This window comes from Vibrio sp. 10N.247.310.17, from assembly GCF_041466605.1.
Taxonomy (GTDB): domain Bacteria; phylum Pseudomonadota; class Gammaproteobacteria; order Enterobacterales; family Vibrionaceae; genus Vibrio; species Vibrio tasmaniensis_A.
This window is the reverse complement of sequence record NZ_JBFSTC010000119.1, coordinates 1-12,932: the sequence shown is the minus strand read 5'-3', so window position 1 is coordinate 12,932 and position 12,932 is coordinate 1. Positions and strand designations below refer to the sequence as shown.

The following is a 12,932-nucleotide window of genomic DNA, read 5'->3' as shown; positions in this document are numbered from 1 at the left end:
TTACTACCGTTTTTGTTTTAAGTTCCCGCTAATCCGCGATGAACCTTTTTTTATGAACGTCGCTTAACTTCATCGAAATATCGCTAAAGTTGCTAACAAGACAAACGCAAACGCTGTCGATACATTCTTTAGTCTTAATTTAAGCAAAATTGAATATTAATGTGATAGAATGCTCGACCTAATCAGCTGGTACTATGAACCTATCATCTCCAGTTGTATGATTTTTAAACGTTATACCGAAACTTACCGTTTTGCTTCTGTTTACAGTTGTGCTTAGCCTCAGTTGTTACCTAACCTCTCTTGTTCGACTTAAATTGAACCAGAAAGGCGGGATAGTGAGCTTCGGTATAAATCATAATTTTTATAAGAGGATTAAACATGCGCATCATTCTTCTAGGTGCTCCTGGCGCGGGTAAAGGTACTCAAGCTAACTTCATCATGAACAAATTTGGTATCCCTCAAATTTCAACTGGTGACATGCTACGTGCTGCTATCAAAGCGGGTACTGAGCTTGGTAAGCAAGCAAAATCAGTAATCGACGCTGGTCAGCTAGTTTCTGATGAAATTATCCTTGGTCTAATCAAAGAGCGTATCGCTCAAGATGACTGTGAGAAAGGTTTCCTACTAGACGGTTTCCCACGCACAATCCCTCAAGCTGATGGCCTAAAAGAAATGGGTATCGCAGTAGACTACGTTGTTGAATTCGACGTAGCTGACGATGTGATTGTTGAGCGTATGGCTGGTCGTCGTGCTCACCTTCCTTCTGGCCGTACATACCACAATGTGTACAACCCGCCTAAAGAAGAAGGTAAAGATGACATCACTGGCGAAGAGCTAGTGGTTCGTGATGACGACAAAGAAGAAACAGTTCGTGCACGTCTAGGTGTATACCACGATCAAACAGCTCCGCTTATCTCTTACTACGGTAAAGAAGCTGAAGCAGGTAACACTAAGTACCTTAAGTTCGACGGTACTAAGCAAGTTGCTGAAGTTAGTGCAGAACTTGAGAAAGCACTAGCATAATTGGCTAACAGCCAGTTTTAGAATTTGATATATTGGAAGCGACCTTAAGGTCGCTTTTTTTGTTTCAATTTTTAGTCATATACCAATCTAGATAAACTCGATTGTGCACTGTTTCCGTGGTACGGCTTAGATTCGCGCGGCTAACGATCAATGTGATGTTGTGATCACCTAGGTTAAGAACGATTATTCTTAAATTTAGTAGCACAACAATGATCTTAAACTTATGTAGATTAGTATATTACGTTCCAGAAAATCACATATTGGTCTCAGGTATCTATGGAAAATAATAAAAAGCAGGGCGTTTTACTGGTGAACTTAGGAACACCAGACTCAGCGACCCCAGCTGGCGTTCGTCGATTTTTGAGTGAATTCTTACACGACAAGCGAGTCGTAAACTTAACGCGTTGGTTGTGGTGTCCTATTTTACATGGGGTGATCTTACCGATTAGAGCGCCGAAAGTGGCTAAGCTGTATCAGTCTGTTTGGATGGATGAAGGCTCACCACTGCTTGTGTACTCTCAAAGACAAGCCGAAAAGCTCCAGAAAAAATTACAGATACCCGTAGCGCTGGGTATGACCTATGGTAACCCAAGCCTTAAAACGGGCGTTGAGCAATTAATGGATCAGGGCGTTGAAGACATCATCGTATTGCCTTTATATCCTCAATACTCAGGCACAACCACAGCGGCCGTATCTGATGGCTTAACCAAGGCCTTTAAGCAGATGCCAGTGATTCCGAGCTATCGCTTTATTCGCGACTACTACGCGCACCCAAGCTACGCAAAAGCATTGGCTGAAAGCGTGCGTAGCCATTGGGATGAAAATGGTAGAGCCGATCATTTAGTTTGTTCTTTCCACGGTATTCCGAAACGATTGGCTGATGAAGGCGACATCTACCCACAGCATTGTGAAGCGACAACAGAGCTCCTTGCTGCTGAGTTAGGCTTATCAGCGGATGATATCACCATGACATACCAATCTCGATTTGGTCGAGAAGAGTGGTTGAAGCCATACACTGACGAGACACTTGAATCATTGCCAAGCAAAGGCATCAAAAAAATCGATATTATGGCGCCTGCATTTTCTGTGGATTGTTTAGAAACGTTAGAAGAGATTTCGGATCAGTGTAAAGAGACCTTCATTGACGCTGGTGGCTCAGACTTTAGCTACATTACGTGTCTGAATGATAGAGACTCGCACATCGATATGATGGCGGAGTTAGTGGCGCTGTATCGTTAAATACGACTTCGCCTAAACTGTCATGCACATCTAAAAATAACAAAAGGGCTGCTCATTGAGCAGCCCTTTTTGATCTGGATGTTTCTTCTTGAAATAGGTCTAGATATTAAGCAACCGAAGTTTCTGCTTTTGGCTCTGCTTCAAGCATCATGTTGCTTTCTACGCCATGCATCCATGATACAAGCTTGCCAGCACAAAGAAGAAGTAAGACGCCACTTATTGTCGCTGTAATTGCGATACCACCGAAGATAGACATTGCGCCAAGCTCACCAACGTGAGAACCCACAAGGCCAGCTACGTAGTTTGCGACAGCGTTGAAGCCAAACCATGCACCCATCATTAGCGATGCGAGACGAAGCGGAGCTAACTTAGTGACCAACGACAGGCCAATAGGAGATAGACAAAGTTCGCCAAGGGTATGGAAGAAGAAAGCACCTACTAGCCACAGCATTGATGTTTTCACTGTTAGGTCGCCACCTTGCTCCATTACAGCGCCCATCATGCACACAAAACCAAGAGCTAGGAAGAACAAAGCCATTGCAAATTTCACTGGAGAATTTGGTTCACGCTTACCAAGCTTAACCCAAAATGCAGCAATGATTGGTGCAAGTGTAATGATGAAGAATGGGTTCAGAGATTGGAACCACGCTGCTGGGACTTCAAAGCCACCAATCATGCGGTCAGTATATTGTTGAGTATAGATATTCATCAGACCGCCAGCTTGTTCAAAGCCCGCCCAGAAAACTATGACGAATAGACCCATAACCAGAATAACTTTTAATCGATCGAACTCTTCTTTGGTTAGTGGCGTTTTTTCTTTTGATTTGTTCAGTGCTTTTGCTCGCGCAGCTGCGGGCACTGAACCAATGTTACCTAACCAAGATTGAGCCATTGTCATTTGCATGATTAAGCTAATAACCATACCAATACCAGCGGCTAAGAAACCTGCTTTCCAGCCGAAAGAGTCGACAGCAGCGCCTGAAATCAAGCCACCTAATAATGCACCTAAGTTGATGCCCATGTAGAAAATGGTGAATGCACCGTCACGGCGGTTATCGCCTTCTTGGTATAGGTCGCCAACCATGGTCGAGATGTTTGGCTTAAACATACCGTTACCACTGATAAGTAGTGCTAAACCTAGATAAAGAGCATTTACTTGGTCTAAGCCAATAGCGCCGTTAGGAAGAGCGAGTGTAAACTGGCCGAGTGCCATTAATACACCACCCACTAGGATCGATTTACGTTGTCCTAAGTAGTTATCGGCAATCCAGCCACCGATCAATGGCGTGATGTAGACTAAGCCAGTGTAAATACCGTAGAGATCAAGTGCGTCTTTCGTTGACCAACCAAGTCCACCGTTGAGGGTCGTGTCAGTCAAAAATAACACAAGGATGGCACGCATCGCGTAGTAGGAGAAACGTTCCCATAGCTCTGTGCTAAATAATAAAAATAGGCCTCTAGGGTGGCCAAAGATGTTGTGATTGCTTGGCATAAGTTTTACTAATTTTAGATATTAAAAGATTTTATAGTCATTCATGTATACACAGTAGGGTAAAAGTCTGCAATAGGCGTATTTTGTGGTCACGATAACTTGGTTTTGCTAAGACGTTGATATTAAATAAATTTACTTTTAATGTGGCCCATTCTACTTGTGCTGCAAACTAATTTTCCATATTTGACCTGGTTGGTTAGTAACCTTTTTTAAAACCCTATCCAATAAAAATGTTTAGATCTATTGCCCTAGCCTATCGTTATGATCTTATAGGGAATGTTATTCATATTATCTGCGATATACATATGCTTACAGCAATGAGTCTTTTGATCTCTAAATGTTCCTTGTACAATGACTGACCAAATTTTTTACCTATGACTTTTTGGTTGATAAGTCTGTCTGTTCCGCGTAATTTCTCGCTTATCAGGACTCATTTATTAACGGCGACTAAATTGTTTTAGGCTGTGGTTAAATGTCCAAAGAACGAAGATGGCGAGTTAAATGAAACGTTGGTATTTACTTTACTGTAAGCGTGGTGATCAAAAACGCGCTCAACAGCACCTAGAAAATCAGGGGGTAGAGTGCTTTTACCCTCAAATAGAAGTCGAAAAGGTAGTGAGAGGGAAAGAGAAGTTGGTCCAAGAACCGCTGTTCCCATCATATATCTTTGTCCGTTTTGATTATGAGCAAGGCCCAAGCTTTACTACCGTTCGTTCAACTCGTGGTGTTGTCGACTTTATTAAGTTCGGTGCAAGGCCGTATGAAGTCCAAGGTGATTTGGTTTTTGAGCTAAAAGAGTTCGAGAAGTGTTGCAGTAGCGAAGTTGAAGATTGCTGTGTTGAGTTTGAATCAGGGCAAGTTGTCAAAATTAATAGTGGCCAGTTTGCGGGTGTTGAAGCTATTTACCATCAGAAAGATGGCGAAGCTCGATCCATTATGCTCGTAAAAATGATCAGCCAAGTGGTTCCGATCAGTATTGAAAACGAAGCACTACAAGCTCACGTATAAGTGAAATATTAAAAAGTAAAAACTAGGCTTAAAACAAAAAGGCGCATAATACGCCTTTTTTAGTATTTGATTTTTCAAACGCTTAAGCGTTATAGGCGTCGTTGTGAACGGCTTGTACCGCACGGCCTGATGGGTCTACACAGTTTTTGAATGACTCATCCCACTCGATCGCTTTTGCTGATGAACAGGCAACTGAAGGGCCGCCAGGTACACACTCTGCCGCCGATTCTAGAGGGAATAGCTCCTCAAAGATTTCACGGTAAGCATAACCTTCTTTGGTTGTTGGTGTGTTGTAAGGGAAACGGAACTGAGCAGCTTCCATTTGTTGATCCGTTACTTTTTCTTCAGCCGTTGCTTTCAATGTATCAATCCAGTCGTAGCCAACACCATCAGAGAACTGTTCTTTTTGGCGCCATGCGATTGAATCTGGTAAGTAGTCTTCAAAACACTCACGTAGGATGTGTTTCTCCATTTTACCGTTACCGCACATTTTGTCTTCAGGGTTTAAACGCATAGCCACATCGATGAACTCTTTATCCAAGAATGGTACACGACCTTCGACTCCCCATGCTGCAAGTGATTTGTTTGCACGGGCACAGTCAAACATGCTTAGAGCAAGAAGTTTACGTACCGTCTCTTCGTGGAACTCTTTTGCGTTTGGCGCTTTATGGAAGTACAGGTAGCCGCCAAAGATTTCATCAGCACCTTCACCAGAAAGTACCATTTTGATACCCATTGCTTTGATCTTACGAGCAAGCAAGTACATTGGCGTCGATGCACGAATGGTCGTTACATCGTAAGTTTCGATGTGGTAGATAACATCACGGATGGCATCTAAGCCTTCCTGAATGGTGTAAGTCATCTCATGGTGTACAGTACCGATTTTGTCCGCAACTTCACGTGCAGCAATCAAGTCGGGAGCATTTTCTAGGCCAACAGCAAATGAGTGTAGTTGTGGCCACCAAGCTTCTGATTGCTCATCATCTTCGATACGCATTGCTGCAAAACGCTTAGCGACTGCAGAAGTGATTGATGAATCAAGGCCACCAGATAGAAGTACACCGTAAGGAACGTCAGTCATTAGTTGACGCTTAACAGCAGCTTCTAGCGCTTCAGTTAGCTCTTCTTTGCTTGTGCTGTTACCTTGAACGGCTGCGTATTCGTTCCAATCGCGGATGTAGTAGCGTTGAGGTTCTGCATCTTTAGAAGAGTAGAAGCTACCAGGAGGGAACTCACTGATCGTCTTACAAACTGGAACCAGTGCTTTCATCTCTGAAGCAACGTAATAGTTGCCGTGCTCATCGTAGCCTTGGTAAAGCGGGATGATGCCAATATGGTCACGGCCGACTAGGTATTCGTCTTTCTCTTCGTCATATAAAACGAAAGCGAAAATACCGTTAAGTTCTTCTAAAAGGTCGGCACCCATCTCTTGGTAAAGCGCAAGAATGACTTCACAATCAGAGTCAGTTTGGAACTGGTATTTATCTTCGTAGCGAGCGCGAAGTTCTTTGTGGTTATAGATTTCGCCATTAACTGCAAGAATGTGCTTTTTGTCTTGGCTGTATAGTGGTTGAGCACCACTGTTTAAGCCGACGATAGCTAGACGCTCGTGAGCAAGGATAGCTTTTTCACCTGCATAGATACCAGACCAGTCTGGGCCACGGTGACGAAGCTTTTTAGACATTTCTAAAGCAATAGGGCGAAGTGCTGCGGCATCACTTTTAATGTCGAGAATGCCAAATACTGAACACATAGAACTTCCTTTTAAATAATTTCTAAATCAACTGCATTCAATTTGCCATTCTGGCTAAAAAAAGCAACCGAATGTGAGCAAAAAAATAATATAAAGGGGTTTATGTTAGAAAATATCTACTTTTAAGGTAGTTTTGGTGAGTGGCGTCTAATTGCGGTTGGTTTTTTGAACAAAAACCTCTCAAAAGTGCAAAAAAATCGCAATTTTGAGAGGTTAAATGGAACATGTTGAATATCATATTTTATTGATGTTCGGATTCAATTGTTCACAAACATGTCGGGCAAAACCGCTACCAGCTTCGCTGTAAATGTTAAATGCCGCATCGACGCCATTCTCTTTCAGTGTTTCGAGCTGATCTGGATATTCGGCAATTGCCGCTATTTGACCTTTAAAGTTTCGTGATTTTAATTGTTCTAAGGCGGTTTGATTACCTTGGTGGTGAGGCATAGCCAAGATCACCAGTTTTACGTTTGCTGTGTCTAAGATTCGTTCCCAGAAATCCGGGTCAGTTGCGTCACCAGAAATAACGTTTCTGCCATGGCTTCTGTGGTTATGTGCCGCGTCTTCACGAACTTCTACACCTAAACTCACTTTGCCGTAGCGTGAGCGTAATTCGTCGTAGGCACCAGTACCAATGCGTCCCATACCAAGAATTAGAACCTGAGCCCGACCTGGGTCAATTCGTTTGTCACGTTGGTGGAGCTTCTCAGCAGCGTGCTCTTTTAACCAGCGACCTGATTGTTGATAAAGTTTGTGACCCGCTTTGTTGAGAGGTGCAGCGATTAAGAACGACAATGAAACGGCTATAGCCACTGCCACCAAGATGTCGCCAGACATCCAGCCCATCTTAAAAGCAAGGCCACCGACGATGAGGCCAAATTCACTGTAGTTAAACAGTGACAAAGAAGTGAGTAGGGAGGTTCGAACACGGAACTTGAATCGGTTTAGTACCAAGAAGTACAGAACGCCTTTCACTGGCAGTAACAATAAGAACAAGACTGCAAGCATAAAACCCTGAATAGTTGGCTGTTCTGACAAGCCAATATTCAAGAAGAAGCAGACGAGGAAAAGCTCTTTGAGGTTAAACAGCGACTTCGATAGCTCTGAAGCTTTTGGGTGACCGGCTAATAGCATACCTAGGATAAGGGCACCTAAGTCTGGTTTTACTCCTACAAACTGGAACAAGCCAGCACCAACAACTAATGCGAAGAAGATACCGAATAGCACCAACATTTCACCGTGCCCAACCCAATCGAGGACTTTGTAGAACAATGGGCGAAAGAAAGGCAAAGCGAACAGTGCGATCGCATACCACTCTGGAATTTTGCCCGTCGATGCAGTCAAGAATACGACAGCAAAGATATCTTGCATGACCAGAATGCCAATCGCTAGTGTGCCATAGGTAGCATTCATTTCCCCTTTCTCTTGTAGAGACTTGACCGCAAATACAGTACTAGAAAATGAAAGAGCAAAACCGAGTAGAACGATCTGTTCTATTGACATGGCTGCTAGAGATGAAATACCTAGGAACTTAAAACCAAATAGAGCGGCTGCAAAAAACAGAGTGGATAAAAGATTGTGGATCGTTGCGCCAGCCCAGATCTCTTTAGAGAGTAGGGTTTTGATGTCCAGCTTTAAGCCAATAGTAAATAAGAGAAGGGTGACACCAAGGTCAGCCAAAGTAATGATGGTGTCATTGGTTTCAAAGCCAAGGGCATAAAGCCCGAAACCTGCAACCAAAAAACCAACTAATGGGGGGAGGTGGCATTTTAAAGCAATAAATCCTGCGATAAACGCAGTGGATATTAATATAAGTTCCATAACTTGTTGTTGTAGTTCCCTAGCTTAAAAAAACGGGCCGTGTTTATACAAACACGGCCCGCGGAAAATCAGAATTGTTTTCTTTAGTCTTCAAGAAGCTTTTGCAGTAACACACCGTTGAGCATGGCGCGCTTAATCATGGCAAAGGCTCCCATCGTAGGATGTTTATCGATCTGTGATGCTACAATAGGCAGGCCGCTATGGAAAGTCGTTAACGACTGATTCTCTACATTGCGCTTAATTGCAGGGAAAACAATCTCTTGTGCCTTAGTAATATCACCAGCAATGATTACTTTTTGAGGGTTAAACAGGTTGATCGTCATCGCGATAGCCTTACCTAACTGGTTTCCTACTCGGACTAAGCTTTGCTTCGCGAGTTCATCGCCATTGATTGCGTGGTCACAAACATCTTGAATCGTAATATGTTCAAGTTCCGTTAAAGAAGATTCATAGCCTTGCTTAATGAGTTTCTGCACTCGATCAACGATGGCAGGGTTTGCCGCTACGGTTTCAAGACAACCGAAGTTACCACACTGGCATTGTTCCCCTAGCGGATCAATTTGGATATGACCAATTTCACCCACGTTACGGTTATGGCCTAAGAAAACCTGTCCATTAACGATAATACCAGCACCCGTACCACGGTGCACACTGACCAAAATAGAATCTTGACTGTCTTTACTTGCACCGAAGTAGTGCTCAGCAAGCGCCATTCCTCTAACGTCATTACCAACAAAACAAGCCACATGGAAAGTATCGCGAATAATATCGCTCAATGCGAGGTTATCGATGTCCGTGTTTGGCATGTACTCAACAACACCGGTCGTTGGGTTGACCAAGCCTGGAAGGGTGACACCAATGGCAATCAGTTGGTCGATCTTTGGCTGATGCTCAGCAATGAAAGCCTTGAGGTTATTGACCAAGCCTTGTGTAAGGTCTGATTGGTCTGAATAATCTAGGTCTTGTTGTTGGAAAGCCAACTCACGACCACCAAGGTCATGAAGGCTTATTTGAATATAGTCTCTACCTAAGCGTACAGCGACAGAATGAAAAGGGTCGACTTCTGTGGTTAGGGAGATCGCGCGTCTACCGCCAGTAGACGCTTGTTGCGCAACCTCTTTAATGAGGCCGCGCTCCAAAAGTTGGCGGGTAATTTTTGTAACACTTGCCGGTGCGAGTTGGCTTACATCAGCCACTTGTATACGACTGATAGGCCCTTGCTGGTCTATTAGTCGGTATACCGCCGCACTGTTTAGTTGTTTAACTAAGTCTACGTTACCTATTTGTCCGCCATTCATACTTAATTGTGCTCGTATTGTCCATTAACAACAGTCGCTTTAACGTTAAAGTCTCGGTCAAATACAGCTAGGTTTGCAACCATGCCTTTTTTGATTCGACCTAGCTTGCTTTCTACACCGATAGCCGTAGCTGGGTATAGTGTAGCCATGCGAAGAGCTTCGTCTAAAGCGATACCAGCGTGCTCAACTGTATTCTGAACTGCTTCAATCATAGTCAGAGCTGAGCCGCCCAGTGTGCCGTTTTCATCAACACACTTACCATCTCGGTAATATACTTTCTTACCGACAAAAATAAAGTATTCCATGTCAGCACCTGCAGGAGCTGTGGCATCCGTCACTAATACTAACTTTTCTCCCTTGATTTTGTGCGCAATTCTGATGTTTGCGTAATCAACGTGGAAGCCGTCGGCGATGATACCTGCATAAACTTCTGGCGTGTCGTAAATCGCGCCAACAACGCCAGGTTCACGACCAACCATAGGGGTCATTGCATTGAATAGGTGGGTAGCGAAAGTGATACCAGATTCGAAACTTTGTCGAGCTTCTGCGTAAGTCGCGTTTGTGTGGCCGATAGAAACGACAACGCCTGCTTTGTGTAGGCGCTCGATATGTTCTGGATCATTAAGCTCTGGTGCCAATGTTACTTTTGAAACTAGGTCGCTGTTCTCGCAAATCAGTTCAATCATTTCGCTGTCTGATTTACGAATGTGATCGACGCTGTGGATGCCTTTTTTTGCAACGTTTAGGTATGGACCTTCAAGGTGCAGACCTAGTGATTGGTTTTGGTACTGGTTGTGATATTCACGAGCTGCAGTAATAACTGCACGCATATCTTCGTCTGAAGAAGTGATGAGCGTTGGCAAGAAGCTAGTACAGCCTGATTTAAGGTTTGCTTCGTGCATGATCTGCATTGTTTCTGCTGTGATCTCATCGTTAAGCATTACACCGCCACAACCATTCAGTTGTAAGTCAATGAAACCTGGGCTTAGGCTTGCTCCGTTTAGATCGCGAACCTCGATTCCTTCTGGCAATTCAGAGATAGGACAGACTTTTTTGATCAGTTCATTTTCTATTACGACGGCATGATCGGTTAGAACATCACTACCAGTGTAAATTTTACAGTTACTTAGCGCGTACATAGTCAGCTAATCCTTATTTCGTGAGATCTTTTAAATTTGTTCGTTACCTAAATGTGGACTTAGTTTGCGAGCATCATTTACGTAACGATTTATCTTTTATGGGCGAACGGCTTCAAAATGGGAAGCTATTTAAGTTGTTGAAAAACATATGAACAATTGATCTTTATTATACATTTAGGTTCATTGTTAATGATTGTTCATAGGGTAATCTAAAGTTAGGAATATCATGTTTTTGCCTAATGATTAGATTTGAATTTTATCTATAAACGCTCATTTTTTTGAATGATAAAATAAGTTTTATGATCTCGCTAGCAAAAACCTCTGGATTTGGTAAAAACTGGTGATTAGGATCACAAATGGTAAGGTTTTAATTTGCGGGGCAAAATTAATTGAATACACTGAATAGGACTAAATTGAGCGACTAAAATAAGTTTCTCAAATGAATTCTAAAAAATCCTATAGGGGGAAACAACTGGTGAATATTCTAGGATATGCACAGAAGCTAGGTAAGGCATTAATGCTACCTATCGCAACACTTCCGATTGCGGCGCTTCTACTACGTTTAGGTCAAGGCGATCTACTTGATATTCCATTCATGGCAGAAGCTGGTGGAGCTATCTTCGGTAACCTACCATTGCTATTTGGTCTAGGTATCGCGATTGGTCTTTCTAAAGACGGTAACGGCGCAGCAGGTCTTGCTGGTGCAGTTGCTTACTTCGTACTAACAGCGACAGCAACAACAATTAACGCTGACGTAAACATGTCATTCTTCGGCGGTATCTTCGCTGGTATCATCGCAGGTCACTCTTACAACGCTTTCCATGTAACACGTCTTCCTGAGTGGCTGGCTTTCTTTGCGGGTAAACGTTTAGTACCTATCATGGCTGGTCTATTTGCACTTGTTGCAGGTGCTGTGTCTGGTGTGGTTTGGCCTGGTGTTCAATCTGGTCTAGACGCACTGGCTCACGCAGTATCAACATCTGGCGCTATTGGTCAATTCGTTTACGGTACTCTTAACCGTGCACTTATCCCTGTAGGTCTACACCACGTATTGAACTCATACTTCTGGTTCGGTATGGGTACATGTCAAGAAATCATCGTTGCTGGTCAAGGCGCATTCGCTAACATCACTCAACTTTGTGTTGACCCATCACTAGCTAAAACTCTAGTTGTTGGCCAAGAGCACACATTCACATTCGCTAACTCTGTAACTCCAGAAATCACTACTGTAGTTAAAGAAGTGACTGAAACTGTTAAATCTGGCGACCTACACCGTTTCTTCGGTGGCGATAAAGGCGCTGGCGTGTTCATGAACGGTTTCTTCCCAGTAATGATGTTCGGTCTACCAGGTGCTGCACTTGCAATGTACCTAGCTGCTCCTGCTGAAAAACGCAGCCAAGTTGGTGGCGCACTGTTCTCAGTTGCATTCTGTTCATTCCTAACAGGTATCACAGAGCCGCTAGAATTCATGTTCGTATTCCTAGCTCCTGCTCTATACGCAATGCACGCTGTATTTACAGGTCTGTCTCTAGTAGTTGCAAACATGTTTGGTACTCTACACGGTTTCGGTTTCTCTGCTGGTCTTATCGACTTCGTATTGAACTGGGGTCTAGCAACTAAACCATTCGTACTACTACTAATCGGTCTTGGTTTCGGTGCTCTATACTTCTTCACTTTCTCTTTCGCAATCCGCGCTTTCAACTTGAAATCGCCAGGTCGTGAAGATGATGACGAAGCTGTAGCAGCTCCTGCTGGCGACGCACCAAAAGGTGAAGTTGCACGTCAATACCTGAAAGCACTAGGTGGTCACGACAACCTAACTTCAATCGACGCTTGTATCACTCGTCTACGTCTAACTCTTAAAGACCGCTCTATCGCAGATGAAGCTGTTCTTAAGAAGCTTGGCGCTAAAGGTGTGGTTAAACTAGGTGAGAACAACCTACAGGTTATCCTAGGCCCACTAGCTGAAATCGTAGCTGGCGAAATGAAAGCTATCGGTGCAGGTGAAGACCTATCTGATGTAAAACTTCCATAGTGACGGAAGTGCTTAATTAAGAAGTAAAGTTACTCTTAAGTAAGTTTCAAATTGAAAGCCTCCCAAACGGGCAACACCTATCATTTAAGGTGTTTAGATCGCACAGTGTAGCGAGTCTTACTAA

General features: G+C 43.4%; 9 protein-coding genes. 4 read left to right on the top strand and 5 right to left on the bottom strand.

Translation table 11 applies throughout. From position 1 onward, the window contains the following. The first annotated feature begins 378 nt into the window (after positions 1-378). A complete protein-coding gene (adk, locus tag AB6D80_RS22465; RefSeq protein ID WP_009847341.1) occupies positions 379-1,023 on the top strand; it encodes an adenylate kinase in 645 nt (214 codons plus the stop codon). A 276-nt stretch (positions 1,024-1,299) separates the two neighbouring features. Beyond that, positions 1,300-2,262 carry a ferrochelatase gene (gene hemH, locus AB6D80_RS22460; protein WP_371708145.1) on the top strand — a complete coding sequence of 321 codons (963 nt, stop codon included), beginning with the start codon at positions 1,300-1,302 and terminating at the stop codon, positions 2,260-2,262. A 106-nt stretch (positions 2,263-2,368) separates the two neighbouring features. Here hemH and AB6D80_RS22455 read toward each other — a convergent pair whose 3' ends face one another. Next, the gene (locus AB6D80_RS22455) at positions 2,369-3,754 is read right to left on the bottom strand and encodes a peptide MFS transporter (RefSeq protein WP_012604544.1); all 1,386 of its coding nucleotides are present in this window, start codon (positions 3,752-3,754) and stop codon (positions 2,369-2,371) included. Between the two features lie 501 nt (positions 3,755-4,255). Here AB6D80_RS22455 and rfaH point away from each other — a divergent pair. Further along, positions 4,256-4,762, top strand: a complete 507-nt coding sequence (rfaH, locus tag AB6D80_RS22450) for a transcription/translation regulatory transformer protein RfaH (protein ID WP_009847338.1) — start codon at positions 4,256-4,258, stop codon at positions 4,760-4,762. 82 nt (positions 4,763-4,844) lie between these two features. Here rfaH and asnB read toward each other — a convergent pair whose 3' ends face one another. From asnB to nagA, 4 genes are all read right to left on the bottom strand, one after another. Then, positions 4,845-6,515 (bottom strand): asparagine synthase B, encoded by a 1,671-nt coding sequence (gene asnB / locus AB6D80_RS22445; protein ID WP_012604542.1) that lies wholly within the window; start codon positions 6,513-6,515, stop codon positions 4,845-4,847. A 234-nt stretch (positions 6,516-6,749) separates the two neighbouring features. Next, positions 6,750-8,336 (bottom strand): cation:proton antiporter family protein, encoded by a 1,587-nt coding sequence (locus AB6D80_RS22440; protein ID WP_009847336.1) that lies wholly within the window; start codon positions 8,334-8,336, stop codon positions 6,750-6,752. A gap of 83 nt (positions 8,337-8,419) precedes the next feature. Continuing rightward, on the bottom strand, positions 8,420-9,634 hold the full coding sequence (locus AB6D80_RS22435) for an ROK family protein (RefSeq protein ID WP_009847335.1): 1,215 nt from the start codon (positions 9,632-9,634) through the stop codon (positions 8,420-8,422). Between the two features lie 2 nt (positions 9,635-9,636). Beyond that, positions 9,637-10,773: an N-acetylglucosamine-6-phosphate deacetylase gene (nagA, locus tag AB6D80_RS22430; RefSeq protein WP_017103237.1), complete on the bottom strand. Its 1,137-nt coding sequence runs from the start codon at positions 10,771-10,773 to the stop codon at positions 9,637-9,639. 475 nt (positions 10,774-11,248) lie between these two features. Between nagA and nagE the strand changes: the two genes are divergently transcribed. After that, positions 11,249-12,808, top strand: a complete 1,560-nt coding sequence (gene nagE / locus AB6D80_RS22425) for an N-acetylglucosamine-specific PTS transporter subunit IIBC (protein WP_372189651.1) — start codon at positions 11,249-11,251, stop codon at positions 12,806-12,808. The last annotated feature ends 124 nt before the right edge of the window (positions 12,809-12,932 follow it).

Bases quoted from the DNA above. Each gene is read 5' to 3' on its own strand.
- AB6D80_RS22440 (WP_009847336.1), bottom strand. From the start codon at position 8,336: ATGGAACTTATATTAATATCCACTGCGTTTATCGCAGGATTTATTGCT.
- AB6D80_RS22435 (WP_009847335.1), bottom strand. From the start codon at position 9,634: ATGAATGGCGGACAAATAGGTAACGTAGACTTAGTTAAACAACTAAAC.
- asnB (WP_012604542.1), bottom strand. From the start codon at position 6,515: ATGTGTTCAGTATTTGGCATTCTCGACATTAAAAGTGATGCCGCAGCA.
- nagA (WP_017103237.1), bottom strand. From the start codon at position 10,773: ATGTACGCGCTAAGTAACTGTAAAATTTACACTGGTAGTGATGTTCTA.
- hemH (WP_371708145.1), top strand. From the start codon at position 1,300: ATGGAAAATAATAAAAAGCAGGGCGTTTTACTGGTGAACTTAGGAACA.
- adk (WP_009847341.1), top strand. From the start codon at position 379: ATGCGCATCATTCTTCTAGGTGCTCCTGGCGCGGGTAAAGGTACTCAA.
- rfaH (WP_009847338.1), top strand. From the start codon at position 4,256: ATGAAACGTTGGTATTTACTTTACTGTAAGCGTGGTGATCAAAAACGC.
- AB6D80_RS22455 (WP_012604544.1), bottom strand. From the start codon at position 3,754: ATGCCAAGCAATCACAACATCTTTGGCCACCCTAGAGGCCTATTTTTA.